General features: G+C 74.1%; 19 protein-coding genes. 16 read left to right on the top strand and 3 right to left on the bottom strand.

Annotated features, from left to right (window positions below; translation table 11 throughout):
* Positions 1-6 precede the first annotated feature (6 nt).
* The 11 genes from D7I43_RS28860 to D7I43_RS28910 all read left to right on the top strand — a co-directional run bounded on the left by D7I43_RS28860 (position 7) and on the right by D7I43_RS28910 (position 9,471).
* Positions 7-1,488: a 2-hydroxymuconic semialdehyde dehydrogenase gene (locus D7I43_RS28860; RefSeq protein WP_120331773.1), complete on the top strand. Its 1,482-nt coding sequence runs from the start codon at positions 7-9 to the stop codon at positions 1,486-1,488.
* Positions 1,485-2,291, top strand: a complete 807-nt coding sequence (locus D7I43_RS28865; RefSeq protein ID WP_396844420.1) for a 2-keto-4-pentenoate hydratase — start codon at positions 1,485-1,487, stop codon at positions 2,289-2,291. Before D7I43_RS28860 ends, D7I43_RS28865 begins: the two co-directional genes overlap by 4 nt.
* Entirely contained in the window at positions 2,288-3,220 is a 933-nt protein-coding gene (locus tag D7I43_RS28870; protein WP_120331746.1) for an acetaldehyde dehydrogenase (acetylating), read from the top strand. Before D7I43_RS28865 ends, D7I43_RS28870 begins: the two co-directional genes overlap by 4 nt.
* Positions 3,217-4,332, top strand: a complete 1,116-nt coding sequence (gene dmpG / locus D7I43_RS28875; protein ID WP_240033220.1) for a 4-hydroxy-2-oxovalerate aldolase — start codon at positions 3,217-3,219, stop codon at positions 4,330-4,332. Before D7I43_RS28870 ends, dmpG begins: the two co-directional genes overlap by 4 nt.
* Positions 4,329-5,102, top strand: a complete 774-nt coding sequence (locus tag D7I43_RS28880) for a 2-keto-4-pentenoate hydratase (RefSeq protein ID WP_120331747.1) — start codon at positions 4,329-4,331, stop codon at positions 5,100-5,102. Before dmpG ends, D7I43_RS28880 begins: the two co-directional genes overlap by 4 nt.
* Before the next feature lie 138 nt (positions 5,103-5,240).
* Positions 5,241-5,669 (top strand): RidA family protein, encoded by a 429-nt coding sequence (locus D7I43_RS28885; protein ID WP_120331775.1) that lies wholly within the window; start codon positions 5,241-5,243, stop codon positions 5,667-5,669.
* Positions 5,666-6,190 (top strand): 3-hydroxyanthranilate 3,4-dioxygenase, encoded by a 525-nt coding sequence (locus D7I43_RS28890; protein ID WP_120331748.1) that lies wholly within the window; start codon positions 5,666-5,668, stop codon positions 6,188-6,190. Before D7I43_RS28885 ends, D7I43_RS28890 begins: the two co-directional genes overlap by 4 nt.
* Positions 6,190-7,191 carry an amidohydrolase family protein gene (locus tag D7I43_RS28895; protein ID WP_120331749.1) on the top strand — a complete coding sequence of 334 codons (1,002 nt, stop codon included), beginning with the start codon at positions 6,190-6,192 and terminating at the stop codon, positions 7,189-7,191. The genes D7I43_RS28890 and D7I43_RS28895 overlap by 1 nt, the downstream gene beginning before the upstream one ends.
* A gap of 59 nt (positions 7,192-7,250) precedes the next feature.
* Positions 7,251-8,714 (top strand): amidase, encoded by a 1,464-nt coding sequence (locus D7I43_RS28900; RefSeq protein WP_120331750.1) that lies wholly within the window; start codon positions 7,251-7,253, stop codon positions 8,712-8,714.
* A gap of 57 nt (positions 8,715-8,771) precedes the next feature.
* A complete protein-coding gene (gene ctaJ, locus D7I43_RS28905; RefSeq protein WP_435870841.1) occupies positions 8,772-9,077 on the top strand; it encodes an aa3-type cytochrome oxidase subunit CtaJ in 306 nt (101 codons plus the stop codon).
* Positions 9,064-9,471 (top strand): DUF5130 family protein, encoded by a 408-nt coding sequence (locus D7I43_RS28910; protein ID WP_120331752.1) that lies wholly within the window; start codon positions 9,064-9,066, stop codon positions 9,469-9,471. The genes ctaJ and D7I43_RS28910 overlap by 14 nt, the downstream gene beginning before the upstream one ends.
* Before the next feature lie 294 nt (positions 9,472-9,765).
* Here the strand turns inward: D7I43_RS28910 and pepN are convergent, their stop codons facing one another.
* Positions 9,766-12,315 (bottom strand): aminopeptidase N, encoded by a 2,550-nt coding sequence (pepN, locus tag D7I43_RS28915; protein WP_120331753.1) that lies wholly within the window; start codon positions 12,313-12,315, stop codon positions 9,766-9,768.
* 219 nt (positions 12,316-12,534) lie between these two features.
* On the opposite strand from pepN, the gene D7I43_RS28920 reads away from it, so the two are divergent.
* From D7I43_RS28920 to D7I43_RS28935, 4 genes are all read left to right on the top strand, one after another.
* Positions 12,535-13,158 (top strand): mycothiol-dependent nitroreductase Rv2466c family protein, encoded by a 624-nt coding sequence (locus D7I43_RS28920; protein WP_120331776.1) that lies wholly within the window; start codon positions 12,535-12,537, stop codon positions 13,156-13,158.
* Positions 13,159-13,315: 157 nt separating this feature from the next.
* Positions 13,316-13,840, top strand: a complete 525-nt coding sequence (locus tag D7I43_RS34205; protein ID WP_192902297.1) for a hypothetical protein — start codon at positions 13,316-13,318, stop codon at positions 13,838-13,840.
* 105 nt (positions 13,841-13,945) lie between these two features.
* On the top strand, positions 13,946-15,145 hold the full coding sequence (locus D7I43_RS28930) for a DUF1015 family protein (RefSeq protein ID WP_120331754.1): 1,200 nt from the start codon (positions 13,946-13,948) through the stop codon (positions 15,143-15,145).
* Positions 15,146-15,216: 71 nt separating this feature from the next.
* Positions 15,217-15,684, top strand: coding sequence for a ribose-5-phosphate isomerase (locus D7I43_RS28935; RefSeq protein WP_120331755.1), 468 nt, complete (start codon positions 15,217-15,219; stop codon positions 15,682-15,684).
* 56 nt (positions 15,685-15,740) lie between these two features.
* Here the strand turns inward: D7I43_RS28935 and D7I43_RS28940 are convergent, their stop codons facing one another.
* Complete coding sequence (locus D7I43_RS28940) at positions 15,741-16,073, bottom strand: hypothetical protein (protein WP_120331756.1); 333 nt, start codon at positions 16,071-16,073, stop codon at positions 15,741-15,743.
* 183 nt (positions 16,074-16,256) lie between these two features.
* Here D7I43_RS28940 and D7I43_RS28945 point away from each other — a divergent pair, with 183 nt between their 5' ends.
* Positions 16,257-16,877 (top strand): hypothetical protein, encoded by a 621-nt coding sequence (locus D7I43_RS28945; protein ID WP_120331757.1) that lies wholly within the window; start codon positions 16,257-16,259, stop codon positions 16,875-16,877.
* 179 nt (positions 16,878-17,056) lie between these two features.
* Here the strand turns inward: D7I43_RS28945 and D7I43_RS28950 are convergent, their stop codons facing one another.
* Entirely contained in the window at positions 17,057-17,323 is a 267-nt protein-coding gene (locus tag D7I43_RS28950) for a hypothetical protein (RefSeq protein WP_120331758.1), read from the bottom strand.
* Positions 17,324-17,334: the final 11 nt, after the last annotated feature.

Raw genomic sequence — 17,334 nt, forward strand, 5'->3', positions numbered from 1 at the left:
CGCCTGATGACCGGCCGCGCGCCGGACGGGCCGGGGCTCCTGCGCAACTTCGTCGCCGGCGAGTTCGTCGCCGCCGGTCAGCGCTTCACGAAGGCCAGCCCGGTGACGGGCGAGCCGGTCTTCGAGGTCGTGGAGGCGGACGCATCCGCTGTGGACGACGCCGTGGCGGCGGCCCGGGCGGCGCTGCGCGGCCCGTGGGGCCGCATGGGCGAGCGGGAACGCGCCGAGGTGCTGCGGCGGATCGCCGACGAGCTGGAGCGCCGCTTCGACGACCTGGTCACCGCCGAGGTGGCCGACACCGGCAAGTCCATCTCGCAGGCCCGTACGCTCGACATCCCGCGCGGCGCCGCCAACTTCCGGGCGTTCGCGGAGATCGTCGCCACGGCGCCCACCGAGTCGTTCACCACCGTCACGCCGGGCGGCGGCCGGGCGCTCAACTACGCCGTCCGCAAGCCGGTCGGGGTGGTGGCCGTCATCGTGCCGTGGAACCTGCCGCTGCTGCTGCTCACCTGGAAGGTGGCGCCCGCGCTGGCCTGCGGCAACACCGTCGTGGTCAAGCCCAGCGAGGAGACTCCGGCGTCGGCGACGCTGCTCGCCGAGGTGATGGCCGCGGCCGGCGTGCCGGCGGGGGTGTTCAACCTCGTGCACGGCTTCGGGCCGGGTTCGGCGGGGGAGCACCTCACCCGGCACCCCGGTGTCGACGCGATCACGTTCACCGGCGAGTCGGCCACCGGCAGCGCCATCATGCGGGCCGCCGCGGACGGCGTGAAGGCGGTCAGCTTCGAGCTGGGCGGCAAGAACGCCGGGCTGGTGTTCGCCGACGCCGACCTGGACGCGGCGGTGGCCGGGTCGGTGCGGTCCAGCTTCACCAACGGCGGCCAGGTCTGCCTGTGCACCGAACGCATCTACGTGCAGCGGCCGGTCTTCGAGGAGTTCACGGCGCGGCTCGCGAAGCGGGCCGGTGAGCTGGCGTACGGGTGGCCGACCGACGAGGCCACCGCCACCATGCCGCTGATCTCGCACGGTCACCGGGCCAAGGTGCTGGGCCACTACGACCTCGCCCGCGCGGAGGGCGCGCAGGTGCTCACCGGGGGCGGCACGCCCCGCTTCGGAGACGCCCGCGACGGCGGCGCGTACGTGCAGCCCACCGTGCTGACCGGGCTCGGCCCGGACACCCGGACCAACCGGGAGGAGATCTTCGGCCCGGTCGTGCACGTGGCGCCGTTCGACGACGAGGACGAGGCGTACGCCCTCGCGAACGGCACCGAGTACGGTCTCGCGGCGACGGTGTGGACCCGGGACGTGGGTCGGGCGCACCGGGCCGGCGCCCGGCTCGACGCGGGCATCGTCTGGGTGAACACCTGGTTCCTGCGCGACCTGCGTACCCCGTTCGGCGGGGTGAAGGCGTCCGGCATCGGCCGCGAGGGCGGCGTGCACTCCCTGGACTTCTACTCCGAACTCACCAACGTCTGCGTGGACCTGTCATGACCGGCATCTCGATCGACCTCGAGGCGGCCAACCGCGAACTGGCCGAGGCCCGCACCAGCGGGAAACCCTGCCCGCCGTTACGCGGGCGGCTGCTGCCCGAGGGGGACGTCGAGTCGGCGTACCGGGTGCAGCAGCTCCAGACGCGCGCCTGGCAGGGCCGCGGCGAGCGCCGGGTGGGCGCGAAGATCGGGCTGACGTCCCGGGCCGTGCAGGAGAGCCTCGGCGTCTTCCAGCCGGACTTCGGGGTGCTCACCGACGCCATGGCGGTCGGCGACGGCGTCGAGGTGCCGATACGGCGGCTGCTCCAGCCCCGCGTGGAGGCGGAGGTGGCGTTCGTGCTCGGCGCGGACCTGACCGACGAGCGGGTCACCACGGCCGACCTGATCCGCGCGGTCGACCACCTGCTGCCGGCCATCGAGATCGTCGACTCCCGCATCGCCGGCTGGGACATCTCCATCGTGGACACGGTGGCGGACAACGCCTCCAGCGGGCTGTTCGTGCTCGGCACGACGCCCCGTCGCCTCGCCGACGTGGACCTGCGGCTGTGCGGCATGGTGCTGGAGCACGCGGGGGAGCCGGTGTCGGTGGGCGCCGGCGCCGCCTGCCTGGGCAACCCGCTGCACGCCCTGGAGTGGCTCGCGCGGACGCTGGCGCGCACCGGCGACCCGCTGCGGGCGGGTGACGTCGTGCTCTCCGGTGCGCTCGGTCCCATGGTGCCGGTCACGCCCGGCGCCGCGTACGAGGCGCGCATCTCCGGTCTCGGCTCGGTGCGCACCTGCTTCTCGAAGGAGGGTGAGCGATGAGTGTCGGAGTGGCGGTGCTCGGGTCCGGCAACATCGGCACCGACCTGATGATCAAGGTGCTCCGGCTCGGTGACCGGCTGCGGATGGTCGCGATGGCCGGCATCGACCCGGACTCCGACGGTCTGGCCCGGGCGCGCCGCCTCGGCGTGGCCACCACGGCCGACGGCGTGGACGGGCTCGTCGCCATGCCGGAGTTCGCCGACGTCGAGGTGGTCTTCGACGCCACCTCGGCCGGGGCGCACCGGCACAACGACGCGGTCCTGGCCGCGCACGGGCGGACGGTCGTCGACCTGACCCCGGCCGCGATCGGCCCGTACGTGGTCCCGCCGGTGAACCTCGACGAGCACCTGCACGAGCGCAACCTCAACATGGTCACCTGCGGCGGGCAGGCCACCGTGCCGATCGTCGCGGCCGTCGGCCGGGTCACCCCGGTGGCGTACGGGGAGATCGTCGCGTCGATCGCCTCGAAGTCGGCCGGCCCGGGCACCCGGGCCAACATCGACGAGTTCACCGAGACCACCGCCCGGGCCATCGAGGTGGTGGGCGGCGCCGAGCGGGGCAAGGCGATCATCGTGCTCAACCCCGCCGACCCGCCGCTGCTCATGCGGGACACCGTCTACTGCCTCTGCCCCGACGCCGACGCCGACACCGCGGCGGTCGCCGCCTCGGTGGCGGAGATGGTGGCGACCGTGCAGGAGTACGTGCCCGGCTACCGGCTCAAGCAGGACGTGCAGTTCGACCGGGTGGACACCTACCTGCCGTCGCTGGGCCGTCGCGTGTCCGGGCTGCTGGTCTCGGTCTTCCTGGAGGTCTCCGGCGCCGGGCACTACCTGCCCGCGTACGCCGGCAACCTGGACATCATGACCTCGGCCGCGCTGCGTACCGCGGAGCGGCTGGTGGCGCTGCGCGGCCAGGAGGTGACCGCGTGACCGACCTGTACATCCAGGACGTGACGCTGCGCGACGGCATGCACGCCATCGCCCACCGGTACACCGTCGACCAGGTCCGCACGATCGCCGCGGCGCTGGACGCGGCCGGGGTGGCCGCCATCGAGGTGGCGCACGGCGACGGGCTCGCCGGGTCGAGCGTCAACTACGGCCCCGGCGCGGCCAGCGACGCCGAGTGGATCGCCGCGGCGGCGGAGGTGCTCACGAGCGCGAAGCTCACCACCCTGCTGCTGCCGGGCATCGGCACCATCGCCGACCTGAAGGCCGCGCGGGCGCTCGGCGTGACGAGCGTACGCATCGCCACCCACTGCACCGAGGCGGACATCGCGGCGCAGCACATCTCCTGGGCCCGGGAGAACGGCATGGACGTCTCCGGGTTCCTCATGATGTCGCACATGAACGACCCGGCCGGCCTCGCCGCCCAGGCCAAGCTCATGGAGTCGTACGGCGCGCACTGCGTCTACGTCACCGACTCCGGCGGCCGGCTGCTGATGTCCGACGTGGCGCAGCGGATCGACGCGTACCGGCAGGTGCTGGAGCCGGAGACGCAGATCGGCATCCACGCGCACCACAACCTGTCGCTCGGGGTGGCGAACAGCGTGGTCGCCGTCGAGCACGGGCGGATCCTCGGTGACGCGCCGGCCGGCCCGGACGCCCCGCACGGGCGGACGGTGCGGGTGGACGCCTCGCTGGCCGGCATGGGCGCGGGCGCCGGGAACGCGCCGCTGGAGGTGTTCGTGGCCGTCGCCGAGCTGCACGGCTGGAAGCACGGCTGCGACGTGTTCGCGCTCATGGACGCGGCCGACGACCTGGTGCGGCCGTTGCAGGACCGGCCGGTGCAGGTCGACCGGGAGACGCTCTCGCTCGGCTACGCCGGGGTGTACTCGAGCTTCCTGCGGCACGCCGAACGCGCCTCGGCGAAGTACGGCGTGGACGTCCGCTCGATCCTCGTCGAGCTGGGCCGCCGCCGGATGGTCGGCGGCCAGGAGGACATGATCGTCGACGTGGCGCTGGACCTGGCCGGCCGGCGCGACCAGGACCCGGCGGGCGACCAGCTCCCGGTGGGCCGGGGCGACCGGGAGGAACGGGCATGATCGGACCGGACGTGGCGGGGATCGCCGAGAAGCTGGGCGCGGCCGCCGACACGGCCACGGCCATCGGCCAGCTCGCCGCCGAGACCGGCCTCGACGTCGACGCCGCGTACGCGGTGCAGACCGCGCTGCTGCAACGCCGGCTGGACCGGGGTGAGCGGCTCGTCGGGCTCAAGATGGGGCTCACCAGCCGGGCGAAGATGGCCCAGGTCGGCGTGGACGAGGTGATCTGGGGGCGGCTCACCGACGCGATGCGGGTGCCCGACGGGGGCGCGGTGGACGTCGGCGCGTACATCCATCCGCGGGTGGAACCGGAGGTGGCGTTCCTGCTGGACCGCCTGCCCGGCCCGGGCGAGCCGGTCGGCGACTTCACCGACGCGGTCCGCGCGGTCGCCCCGGCGATCGAGCTGATCGACTCCCGGTACGCCAACTTCACGTTCTCGCTGCCCGACGTGATCGCCGACAACACCTCGGCCGCCGCGTTCGTCATCGGCCCCTGGTCGCCCGTGCCGGACGGCCTGGACAACCTGGGTGTGCTGCTGGAGATCGACGGGCGGGTGGCCCAGGTGGGCTCGACGGCGGCGATCCTCGGCGACCCGCGCCGCGCGCTCGACGAGGGGATCCGGCTGGCGGGCCGGCACGGGGTCCGGCTGCGCGAGGGCTGGGTGTTCCTGGCCGGGGCCGCGACCGCCGCGGTGCCGCTGCGCCCCGGCGCGCACGTGCGGGCCGTCGTCGAGAAGCTCGGTGCCGCGTCGCTGCGGGCGGCGTCGTGACCCGCGCCGGGCGGCCTACCCCGCTGCGGGCGGTCGGGCCTGACGCCTCGACCCGGCCGCCGGCCCGCAACGCCGGGGGGCCCGCCGGGAACCTCGTCGTGGTCACCGTCCCCGCGTCGGAGGCCGGAGGTGGTCGACGTGGGTGACGGCGCGAAGGTGGTGCCGGGCAAGGCCGTGCCGCGCGGCGCGTTCCCGCACGTCAAGGTGGCCGGCGGGTTCGTCTTCGTCTCCGGTACGTCGTCCCGGCGGCCGGACAACACGTTCGCGGGCGTCGAGGTGGACGAGTTCGGCACGACCAACCTGGACATCCGGGTGCAGACGCGCGCCGTCATCGAGAACGTCCGGGACCTGCTGCGCTCGGTCGGCGCGGACCTGTCCGATCTCGTCCAGGTGACCACCTACCTCGTGAACATGAACGACTTCGGCGGCTACAACGAGGTGTGGGCGGAGTTCTTCGACGCCACCGGACCCACCCGGACCACGGTCGCCGTACACCAGTTGCCCCACCCGCACCTGCTCATCGAGATACAGGCCGTGGCCCTTCTTCCCTCAGGAGGTCAGTCGTGAGCGAGATCGCCGAGCCGTTCAGCTTTCCCGGGTGGATCGCCGAGAACCAGCACCTGCTCAAGCCTCCGGTCGGCAACAAGGAGATGCTGCCGGGCAGCGACGACTTCATCGTCATGGTGGTCGGCGGGCCGAACCAGCGCACCGACTTCCACGTCGACCCGTACGAGGAGTTCTTCTACCAGGTCAAGGGCAACATGCACGTCAACCTGATGCTGCCGGAGGGGCCGCGTACGGTCCACATCCGCGAGGGTCAGATGTGGATGCTGCCGCGCAACACCCCGCACTCGCCGCAGCGGCCGGAGGCCGGCTCGATCGGGATGGTGATCGAGCGGGTCCGCGAGGAGGGCACGCTGGAGAAGTTCCAGTGGTACTGCCCCGAGTGCCACCACAAGGTGCACGAGGTCGAGCTCCAGGTCCGGGACATCGCGGCCGACCTGCCCCCGGTGTTCCAGGCGTTCTACGCCGACGAGAAGGCGCGCACCTGTGACAACTGCGGTGCGCTGCACCCGGGCAAGGGCTGATGGGCGCACCGGTGGTCGACGTGCACACGCACGTCGTACCCAGGGGATGGCCGGACCTCGCCGCGGCGTGCGGCGGGTCCGGCTGGCCGTGGCTGCGGATCGACTCCGAGCGTGCCGCCATGATCATGGTGGGGGAGACGGAGTTCCGGCCGGTCGGCGCCGAGTGCTGGGACGCGCCGACGCGGCTGGCCGACATGGACACCGACGGCGTGGACGTCCAGGTCGTCTCGCCCACCCCGGTCTTCTTCAGCTACGACCGGCCCGCCGACCAGGCCGTGAAGGTCGCCCGCGTCTTCAACGACCTCACGCTGTCGGTGACCGCCGCCGGTGGCGGCCGGCTGGTCCCGTTCTGCCAGGTGCCGCTCCAGGACCCGGACGCCGCCTGCGCCGAGCTGGACCGGTGCCTCGCGGCCGGCCACGTCGGCGTGGAGATCGGCAACCACGTCGGCGACCGGGACCTCGACGACGCCGGGATCGTGCAGTTCCTGACCCACTGCGCGCAGGTGGGCGCCCCGGTCTTCGTCCACCCCTGGGACATGCCGGGCGGGCCGCGCCTGGACCGCTGGATGGCCCGCTGGCTCACCGGCATGCCGGCCGAGACGCACCTGTCGGTGCTGGCGCTGATCCTCGGCGGTGTCTTCGACCGCGTGCCCGACACGCTGCGGATCTGCTTCGCGCACGGCGGTGGCAGCTTCCCGTTCTGGCTCGGCCGCGCCGACAACGCCTGGCACCGTCGCGGCGACCTCGTCCGCGGCGCCTCCACGGCGCCGCCCAGCGCCTACGTCGACCGGTTCCTCGTCGACTCGGTCGTCTTCGACCCGGCGGCGCTGCGGCTGCTCGTGGACACCATGGGGGAGGACCGGGTGCTGCTCGGCAGCGACTACCCGTACCCGCTGGGGGAGCGGCCGGTCGGGCAGGTGGTCCGCAAGGCCGACTTCCTCACGCCGGACCAGCGGGAGAAGCTGCTGTCCCGCAACGCCCTGCGTTTCCTCGGCCGGTAGCGCGGCCCGGACGACGTGTCTTTCCCGCCGGCCGGCCCGCCGGCGGGCAGGATGGGGGCATGGCCGAGCCGCACGACCTGACCGCGCTGGAGCAGGCCGCCGCGATCGCCCGCGGCGAGCTGTCCAGCGTGGAACTCGTCGAGCATCACCTGCACCGGGTGGCGGCGCTCGGCGACACGGTGGGCGCGTTCGTGACCGTCACGCCCGACGCGGCCCGCGCGGCGGCCCGCGACGCCGACGCGGCGCCGGCGGACGGCCGCGGGCCGCTGCACGGCGTACCGACCGCGTTCAAGGACCTGACCCTGACCGCCGGTGTGCGGACGACCTTCGGTTCGGCGGCCTTCGCCGACTTCGTGCCGCCCGTCGACGCCGACGTGGTCCGGTTCATGCGGGCCGCCGGCATGGTCAGCCTCGGCAAGACCACCACGTCGGAGCTGGGCTGCTCGCTCTACTCGGAGGGCCTCGTGGCGCCGCCGGCCCGCAACCCGTGGGACCTCGCGTACACGGCGGGCGGGTCCAGCGGAGGCGCGGCCGCGGCCGTGGCGGCCGGGCTGGTGCCGGTGGCACAGGGCTCCGACGGCGGCGGGTCGGTGCGCATCCCCGCCGCACTCTGCGGCCTGGTCGGTTACAAGCCGAGCCGCGGCCTGGTGTCCGGCGGCCCCCTCGGGTTCGGCGCGTTCGGCCTGCCCACGCCCGGCCCGATCGGGCGTACGGTCACCGACGTCGCGGCCCTGCTCGACGTGATGGCCCAGCCGGTGCCCGGGGAGCCCTACCTGCCGCCCGTCGCGCCGCCGGACGGCTATCTCGCCACCGCCCGCGCAGCCTCGCCGGGCCGGCTGCGGATCGGCCGGTTCACCACCCCCATGCTCGCCGAGGAACCGGTGCACCCGGACTGCGTCGCCGCCGTGGACCGCGCCGCCGCGCTGCTCGCCGCCGCGGGCCACGAGGTGGTCGACGTGCCCGCGCCGCTCGGGCCCGCGGCGTGGCCGCTGTTCGAGGTCGTCTGGTACGTCCTGGCGCTGTCCCCGGTGCCGCCCGAGCGGGAGAGCGAACTGCTGCCGCTCACCCGGTTCCTCCGGGCCCGGGGCGCACAGATCTCCGCCGGCACGCTCTCCGCCACGCTCGGCGAACTCCAGGCCCAGGTACGCCTCGGCGCCCGCCGCACCGCCGACTGCGACCTGCTGCTCTGCCCCACCCTGGCCGCACCGCAGGCGCCCGTCGGCTGGTTCACCGCCGACGGCGACCCGGAGGCGGATTTCGACCGCCAACGCCGTTTCTCCCCGTACTGTGCCATCTTCAACGTCACGGGCCAGCCGTCCGTATCGCTGCCGATCGGGACGACGGGGACCGGCCTGCCCGTGGGAGTGCTGCTCACCGGCCGGTACGGTGACGACGCGCGCCTGATCGCGACCGCTGCGGAACTCGAGAACTCCAGTGGCGGATGGGATCGCCACCCCGCGATCTGGCGGGCCGTGGACTCCGCTAACGTGAATGGCAGCGGAGTCGGGCGGTCGACGCCTTGAACCTGTCCACCCGACCTTGATGCCTGAGGTCTCTTCTTCCGCCTGGGGGCGTTGGGATTGTCTGTTACCGACACGTTGCTGGTCTACGTCGGCATCCCGGCGGCGGCCGTACTGGTGATCGGCGGCCTCGCGTACGCGGCCAGTCGCGGCAATGGTGGGCGCGGCGCGAAGCGCTACCGCCCGGGCCGGCCCTTCGACTTCACGCCGGTCTGGTTCCTGGCCCGCCCGGAGCACCTGGCCGACTCGGCCGGCACCGCCCTGGCAGCGGGCGCGCAGGCACCCGCGCTGACGAGCCGCAAGCAGGAGCAGGCCGGCCGCGAGGCGCCGGCCGGGGGAACCGGAGGCGCAAGTGACCGTTGGTGAGGTTCAGGCTGGCACGGGCAACCCGCCGGAGGTGCTGGACGGCCCGTTCTCGACCCGCCAGCTGCTGCGCATCGACGAGGCGCTCCGCCTCGCCGACCAGGGCACCGGCCTGGTCTTCTCGGTCTTCGTGGGCGGCCTCGACGAGCCCGTCCGGGAGCACGCCGAGCGGCTGCACCGCCAGCTCGCCGACCCGGACCGCTCCGTCCTGATCGCGGTCTCGCCCAACCAGCGACGCCTGGAGATCGTCACCGGCCGCCACGCGCGCAAGCGCATCCCGGACACGTACGCCAAGCTGGCGGCGCTCTCCATGGTGGCCTCCTTCGGCGGCGGCGACCTGGCCGGCGGCATCATCAGCGGCCTCGACCAGCTCGCCAGCCACGCCGGCCGGGGCTGACCCGCTCGCGTACGACGAAAGCCCGGCCCGCGCGCACGCGGGCCGGGCTTTCGTCGTCCTGACGGGGCGGATCGACCGGCCAGGACCCCGGCCCCCTGCCGGGCGCGGGTGCTCGGGTCCCGACGGAACCGCGGGCGGGCCGTCGAGCGCACCGGCCGAGGCCCGGCGGCGGTCCGGGAGCGCCATGGAACCGTGCGTCGGAGGCGACGCCGTCGCGTCCCCGCCGGACGAGGACGGCCCGGGCGGGTGCGGGCCTGCGCCCACGCCCGCCCGGGCCGCGTCCGATCCTTCGCGTCAGGCGCTGCGCGCGTCCCTCTCGCGGGCCCTGAGGGCGCGCACCACGCCGTCACGCCCCTCGGCCACCAGCCGGCGCAGCGGCGCCGGGTTGCCCTCGGCGGCCAACCAGGCGTCGGTGGCCGCCACGGTGTCCTCGTCCACCAGGTACGCCGGGTACGCCAGCTGGGCGAACTCCTGCGCGGGCTCGCTGTCGCGGCTGGCCCAGACCTGGCCCACCGCGGCGAAGTACCGCTCGCGGTACGGCGCCACCAGCTCGACCTGCGTCGGGTGGGTGAAGCCCTGGAGCAGGGCGCGGTGCCGCCAGTTCGGCAGCGCCTCCGGGCCGGTGAGCTGGGCCCACACGGCCGCCTTGTTCTCCGCGGTGGGCACCAGGGCGTGCACGTACGCGGCCTCCCGCTCGCCGCTCGCCGTCCGGTCACGGGCCAGCTCGGCGTCCACGTCGGCCGGCCCGGCCGCGCCGTTGGCCACGAGCGCGGCGAGCAGGCCCCAGCGCAGCTCGGTGTCGATCGTCAGCCCGTTCGGCACGTCCGTGCCGTCCAGCCAGCCCCGCAGGATCGCGAGGTCCTCGCTGGAACGGGCCGCCGAGGCGTACGCCCGGGCCCAGGCGAGCTGGAAGCCGCTGCCCGGCTCGGCGGCGGCGAGCGCGGCCTTCGCGGTGCGGGCCAGCTCCGCCCAGCCGGTCGGCGCCCAGGCCGGGTCGGCGTAGAAGGTGAGCGTGGTGGTGGCCTGCCGCAGCGTCGCCGTGACCAGGTTGATGTCGCCCTCGGCGGGCAGCCCGGCGAGCACCAGCGCCACGTAGTCGCGGGCGGCGAGTTCCGCGTCGCGGGTCATGTCCCAGGCGGCGGTCCAGCAGAGCGCCCGGGCCAGCGACGACTCGAAGCCCGCGATGTGCTGCACGACCGTGGACATCGACCGCTCGTCGAGGCGGAGCTTGGTGTACGTGAGGTCGTCGTCGTTGAGCAGCAGCACGTCGGCGGCCCGGACACCGGCCAGGTCGCCCAGCTCGGTCCGCTCCCCGGCGACGTCCACCTCCCACCGCTCCCGGCGCACCAGCCGGCCGTCGGTGAGGTCGTAGAGGCCCACACCGATGCGGTGGGTGCGCAGCGTCGGGTGCCCGGCCGGGGCCTCCTGCCGGACGACCACCTGCTCGTAGGTGCCGTCGGGGGCGATGGTCACCTCCGGCCGCAGCGTGTTGACCTGGGCGGTCTCCAGCCACTGGGCGGCGAACTTGCGCAGCTCCCGACCCGAGGCCGCCTCCAGCTCCGAGAGCAGGTCGTCGAACGTGGCGTTGCCCCAGGCGTACTTGCCGAAGTACGCCCGCAGGCCGGCCAGGAACGGCTCCTCACCGACGTACGCCACCAGCTGCTTGAGCACGCTCGCGCCCTTGGCGTACGTGATGCCGTCGAAGTTGACCTCGACGGCCTCCAGGTCGGGCATCTCGCAGTAGACGGGGTGGGTGGAGGAGAGCTGGTCCTGCCGGTAGCCCCAGTTCTTGCGGATGGACAGGAACGTCGTCCAGGCCTCCCGGAACCGGGTCGCGTGGGTGTTGCACCAGTGGCTGGCCCACTCGGCGAACGACTCGTTGAGCCACAGGTCGTTCCACCAGCGCATGGTGACGAGGTCACCGAACCACATGTGGGCCATCTCGTGCAGGATCGTGTTGGCCCGCTGCTCGTACTCGAAGTCGGTCACCTGCGAGCGGAAGATGTAGTGCGACTCGGCGTGCGTGACGCAGCCGAAGTTCTCCATGGCGCCCGCGTTGAAGTCGGGCACCCAGAGCTGGTCGTACTTCGGCAGCGGGTAGCGGACGCCGAACTGCTCGTGGAAGAAGTCGAAGCCCTGCTTCGTGATGAGGAAGAGGTCGTCGGCGTCCATGTACTGCGCCATCGACGCCCGGCAGAAGACGCCCAGGTCGATGCCGTCGTGGCTGTCGCGCACCTCGTGGTACGGGCCGGCGCAGAGCGCCGTGATGTAGGTGCTCATGCGGACCGACTGCGCGAAGTGGACGGTCTTGAGGCCGTCGCCCGCCGGCTCCTCCCGCTCCACCGGCATGTTCGACACCACCCGCCAGTGCTCCGGCACCGTGGCGTGCCACGTGTAGACGCTCTTCAGGTCGGGCTGGTCGAAGCAGGCGAAGACCCGCTGCGCGTCGGCGGTCTCGAACTGGCTGTACAGGTACGTCTCACCGTCGACCGGGTCGACGGTGCGGTGCAGGCCCTGGCCGCTGCTCGAGTACGCGAAGTCGGCGTCGACCACGAGCGTGTTCTCGCCCTTGAGGTCGGTCAGGGCGAGCCCCTTCTCCGCCGACCAGTCGGACAGGTCCACGGGGGAGCCGTTGAGCGTGGCCGAGCGCACCGACTCGGCGGCCACCTCGATGAACGTACTCGCGCCCGGTTCGGTGCAGCGGAACCGGACCTCGGTGGTGGACCGGAAGGTGCGACCCTCGGCCGCCTGCACGGCGGTCGACAGGTCCAGGCTGATGTCGTATCGGGTCACCTCGAGCAGGCGGGCTCGCTCGGTGGCCTCGACCTGCGTCAGGTTGCGCACTCCCGGCACTGTTGTCTCCATCCCATTCGCTTCACGCCGCGGCGGCGCCGCTCGCCGACCGGCTCGTGGTGGTCGGCCCGGAACGAGTCTTCCATGCAGCGGCAGCCCGCGGTGGCCGAGGTCACGCTCTCATTCCACTGCCGCTCCCCGCATCCCGGGGTGAAGATCGGGTGGGACGCCGCACGGTACGGCGTCAGCCGTCGTGGAGGGACCGCGCCGATGAGCGAACGCGTAGCCGTTGACATGTGGTTCGATCCGATCTGCCCGTGGGCCTGGATCACGTCCCGCTGGCTGCTGGAGGCCGAACGGGTCCGTGACCTGGACGTCCGGTTCCACGTCATGAGCCTGTCGGTGCTCAACGAGGGTCGCGACCTGCCCGAGGAGTACCAGGAGCTGATGCGGACCGGCTGGGGCCCGGTGCGGGTGTGCATCGCGGCCGAGCAGCGGTACGGCGGCGACGTGCTGCGCCGCCTCTACACGGCGCTCGGCACGCGCATCCACCTCGGCAAGGAGAACCGGGGCCCGGAGCTGTACGCCGCCGCCCTGACCGACGCCGGCCTGGACCCGGCGCTCGCCGCGGCCGCCGACAGCACCGAGTACGACGAGGCGCTGCGGGCCAGCCACGAGAAGGGCATGCGCCCGGTCGGCCAGGACGTGGGCACGCCGGTCATCCACGCTCCCGGCCCAGACGGCGGCACCGTGGCCTTCTTCGGCCCGGTGATCACGCCGGCGCCGAAGGGTGAGGCGGCGGGGCGGCTGTGGGACGGCGTCCTGCTGGTCGCCGGCACGCCCGGCTTCTACGAGCTCAAGCGGACGCGGGAGCAGGACCCGATCTTCGACTGAGGTGCGGACAGGGGCCCCGTCGACGCGGTCGGTCGTAACAGGGGCCCCTGTTAACACCACGCCACGTACCGTCACCGCCCCGCCTCCGACCTCGTTTGGCCGGATGTCCGCCGCAGCCAGTCGCAACCCGCATCTCGCAGCTCGTGGAGGCATCCCGATGGCCAAGCACCGCCGCGTGTCCGGTGACGATCCGCTGAACCAGGAGGAGGCGGCCGAGACGGCCGCGTACTGGTCGGTCGACGACTCCCGCTGGCCGACGGTCCGGCCCGACCTGCCCACGGACGTGGCGGACCTGCTGGCCCCGCCGATCGTGGTGGGCGTCGCCCGGGTGGCGGCGACGTCCCGGCTGACCCCGCCCGGGGCCACCGCGGCGTCCGCCCGGCTGACCCCGCCCGGGGCCACCGCGGCGACGTCCCGGCTGACCCCGCCCGGGCCTACCGCGGCGCCCGCCCGGCGGAACCAGCCCCGCCCGGCGGCTCCGCCCGTCCCGGCCGCCCGCCCGGCGGGCCCGCCCGCGGCGGGCGCCCGTCCGGCGGCTCCGCCCACCCCGGCCGCCCGTCCGGTGCCCCCGCCCGTGTCGGCGACCTCCGGCGTCCGCCCGGTCCTTCCGTTCCCCCCGGGTGTCCGCCCGGCCGGGGCGCCGGTCGGCCGGCACCGCCGCTCGGCCGAGCAGAGCCGCTGAGCCCTCCGCACGATGACCGGACGTGCCGGGTCGCCGCTTTCACCTGGTGGACGGCGGCCCGGGTCCACGTCGCCGACCGGTACGGCGACGGTAGCGTCAGCGGGCATGACGGTCGTGCATCCGATCGCCCGGGCCTGGATCACCACTGGCGGCACCGGCGCGCAGAACTACGACGAGTTCGCCGACGACGCGGAGATCACCGCGATCATCGAGGCGAACCCGCACAGTGCCCTCGGCATCGAGATGCCGCACCGGGCGCCGGGCAGCCTCGGGAAGTCGTTCCTCGACGCGCTGCCCGACGCGGTCGCGCGGCTCGCCGAGGCGAAGGCCGACGGCAGCTACACCCCGGCCGAGCGGGTGGTCGTCCTCTACCGGATCACCGCGCCGGGGGAGGAGCCGGCGTACGGGCTCTTCGCGATGGTGGACACCGACCAGATCTCCACCCGCGCCGACGAGCCGGGCCTGGTGATCCGCAACGAGGACGTCTTCATCGCCAAGGTGCGAGAACGCGTCGCCCTGGCCGAGGCGCTCGGCCACCTGCTCTCCCCGGTGCTGCTGCTCCAGACCGGGCGGGGCGAGGAGCTGCACGAGGCGCTCGCCGCGGCGACCGAGTCCGCGGGCGCGCCCGCGGCCACCGACACCGACCAGGCCGGGCGGACGCACGCGATCTGGCTGGTCGGTCCCGGCCCCGAACAGGACCGGCTCACCACTCTCGCCGGGGGTGGCGAGCTGGTCGTCGCCGACGGCAACCACCGCAGCCTCGCCGCCCAGACCGGCAACCTGCCGCGTTTCCTGGCGGTGGTCACCACGCCCCGGTCGGTCGCCATCCAGCCGTACAACCGGTTGGTGAGCGAGCTGACCACCAGCGGCGCCGAGCTGCTGGACCGGCTCCGCGCGGCCGGCGCCGAGGTCACCCCGATCGACGGCCCGGTCGAGGTCCCGGCCGCCGGCGGCACCGTCCACCTCCGGCTCCCCGGCCAGGGGTACGCCGTCCGGCTGCCCCACGTCGACGGTGGGCCGCTCGACAACCTCGACCACACCCTGGTCGAGCGCCTGCTGCTGCGCGACGCCCTCGGGCTCGACCCGGGTGACAAGCGGATCACGTACGTCGGCGGGGACTACCCGGCGAGCTGGCTGACGGGCGAGGTCGACGCGGGACGGGCCGAGCTGGCCATCCTCATCGCGCCGGTGACCGTCGACGACTTCGTGGCCGTCAACCTGGCCCGGGAGAAGATGCCGCGCAAGAGCACCTGGTTCACGCCGAAGGCGCGCGGCGGCCTGGTGGTCGCCGAGCTGGCCGGCTGACGCTGTGACGAATCGCCCCGGTGACGCCGCCCGCGCGTCGTCACCGACGGCGGCCTGACAGACTGCGCGGTATGCGCGTCTACCTGGGATCCGACCACGCCGGCTACGAGCTGAAGGTGCACCTGGCCAGCTACCTGGCCAACCAGGGCTACGAGGTGGTGGACGTGGGGCCGCACGTGTTCGACCCCGACGACGACTACCCGGCCTTCTGCCTGCACACCGGTGACCGGGTGGTGGCCGACGCGGGCAGCCTCGGCGTGGTCATCGGCGGCTCCGGCAACGGCGAGCAGATCGCCGCGAACAAGATCGCGGGGGTGCGGGCGGCGCTCGCCTGGAGCGTCGAGACGGCGCAGCTGGCCCGCGAGCACAACGACGCCAACATCGTCGCCGTCGGGGCGCGCCAGCACACCCTGGACGAGGCGACCGCGATCGTCGAGGCGTTCCTCACCACGCCGTTCTCGGGCAACGAGCGGCACGCGCGGCGCATCGGCCAGGTCGCCGCGTACGAGGCGAGCCGGCAGCTGCCGCCGCTGCCCTGACGGGTCGCCGACGCGCCGGGTGACGTGCCGCGGGGCGAGAGTCAGTGGCGCGGGAGTCAGCGGGGCGAGCGGGGGAGTTCCTCGCGGGGCACCCAGTTGCGCCGTACGACGACCACGCGGGCCTCGGCCTCGGCCAGGTCCCGCTCGGTCGGTCGGGCGGCGTCCCGGGCCCGCAGGGCGGCGCTGAGCCCCACCTGTGACGAGCCCGAGCCGACGAGGCCGCGCAGCCCGCGCTCGCCGTCGCGCTCGTCGGCGGCCGGGCCGCGGCGTCGGGGCGGGTCGCCGTCGTGGACTCCGGACGTCGTGGCCGACCCGCCGGTGCCGCCCCGCCCGGGCCCGTCGTCGCCGTGGTGCCTCAGCCGTCGTCGCCGTCGCTCCGCATCGCCCACCCCCCGACCGTACCGCCCACCCCCGCCTCTCCCCGCGATCTTGCACTTTCGGCCCCAGGTTCGGGGCTTTTGTCCGGTACGCCGGGGCGTAAAGTGCAAGATCGCGGGCGGTGGTGCATTTGCCGGGTGGCTACCCTCGGACTCAGGCGGCGGTGAATGCCGCCGGTCAGGGGGAGGAGAGAGATGGCGGACCAGACCCAGCCCTGGGCGGAGCGGACCGTCGAGCCGGGCCAGACCCAGCCCTGGGCGGAGCGGACCGTCGAGCCGGGCCAGACCCAGCCCTGGGCGGAGCGGACCGTCGAGGTGCCGCCGCGGCCCGGGGGCGTGCCCCAGCAGCGGGACGGCTTCCGCCGGGGCGTCGCCTCGGTCGGCCAGCCCCGGGCGCCGCGAACCGAGCCGTTCCCCGCCGTCGGGCAGGAACCGACCGGCATCGGCTGGCCGGGCGAGCCGGCACCGCGCCGGCCGATGAGCTGGCACCTGGCGCAGCTGCGGCGCGGCGGCGAGTGGAGCGCCGCGGGGGCGCTCTTCGCGTTCGTCTGCTGGGGGATCTGGGCGATCTCCGGGCAGGGGAACCTGACCGGACCGTTCCTGATCCTCGTGCTGAGCCTGCTGGTCGCGGTGGGCCTCTTCGCGCTCTCCCGGCTGGTCGGTCGCGTGATCCTCGAACGCCAGCTCGGCCGGGTCCGGCGCAGCGCCCGCGGCGCCCACCTGATCACGGCCGTCTTCCTGGTGGGGCTCGGCGTCGCCTGGTTGCAGCAGACCGACTGGGTGGTGTCGGCCTGGAACTGGATCACCGGCCACTGACGCCGCCCGGGATCGACGCGAGAAGCTGACCGCGGGCGGGCGGGCCACGCCCGCCCGCCCGCGCCCGGTCGCGGAGTCGCCGCGACGTCGTCGTCCTCCACCAGGCTGGGCCGCTGCTTACCCGGACCGCCGCGGTTCATCCACGGCAGGAGACCGGGCACGCCGGCAACTGCGCGCGGTCAGTGCCCGCCGGCGCCGCCCTCCGCGTCGGCGCGCGGCGACGCCACGCGGGCGGCCGGGTCCTCGACGCCGGGCTCGCCGCCGCCGGGGGCCACCATCCCGTCGTACGTGTAGACGGTGCCGCCGTCGTCGTGCCGCTTCGTGGTTCGGATGTACCGGTGGATCATCCCGTCGATCTCCAGCTCCAGCAGGGCGCTGTCACCCGCGTCGTGGGTGCTGCCGTCCCGGGGGCCGCCGACGAGGTGCGCGGTGTCGTTCGTGTCCATGTCGAAGCCGT

It is taken from the genome of Micromonospora globbae (assembly GCF_003610785.1).
In the GTDB taxonomy this organism is placed as follows: Bacteria; Actinomycetota; Actinomycetes; order Mycobacteriales; family Micromonosporaceae; genus Micromonospora; species Micromonospora globbae.

Coding starts and splice junctions, on each gene's coding strand:
- D7I43_RS34205 (WP_192902297.1), top strand. CDS start 13,316: ATGGCCAAGCACCGCCGCGTGTCCGGTGACGATCCGCTGAACCAGGAG.
- D7I43_RS28930 (WP_120331754.1), top strand. CDS start 13,946: ATGACGGTCGTGCATCCGATCGCCCGGGCCTGGATCACCACTGGCGGC.
- D7I43_RS28900 (WP_120331750.1), top strand. CDS start 7,251: ATGGCCGAGCCGCACGACCTGACCGCGCTGGAGCAGGCCGCCGCGATC.
- D7I43_RS28860 (WP_120331773.1), top strand. CDS start 7: ATGACCGGCCGCGCGCCGGACGGGCCGGGGCTCCTGCGCAACTTCGTC.
- D7I43_RS28950 (WP_120331758.1), bottom strand. CDS start 17,323: ATGGACACGAACGACACCGCGCACCTCGTCGGCGGCCCCCGGGACGGC.
- D7I43_RS28920 (WP_120331776.1), top strand. CDS start 12,535: ATGAGCGAACGCGTAGCCGTTGACATGTGGTTCGATCCGATCTGCCCG.
- D7I43_RS28945 (WP_120331757.1), top strand. CDS start 16,257: ATGGCGGACCAGACCCAGCCCTGGGCGGAGCGGACCGTCGAGCCGGGC.
- D7I43_RS28880 (WP_120331747.1), top strand. CDS start 4,329: ATGATCGGACCGGACGTGGCGGGGATCGCCGAGAAGCTGGGCGCGGCC.
- D7I43_RS28870 (WP_120331746.1), top strand. CDS start 2,288: ATGAGTGTCGGAGTGGCGGTGCTCGGGTCCGGCAACATCGGCACCGAC.
- D7I43_RS28865 (WP_396844420.1), top strand. CDS start 1,485: ATGACCGGCATCTCGATCGACCTCGAGGCGGCCAACCGCGAACTGGCC.
- D7I43_RS28895 (WP_120331749.1), top strand. CDS start 6,190: ATGGGCGCACCGGTGGTCGACGTGCACACGCACGTCGTACCCAGGGGA.
- D7I43_RS28935 (WP_120331755.1), top strand. CDS start 15,217: ATGCGCGTCTACCTGGGATCCGACCACGCCGGCTACGAGCTGAAGGTG.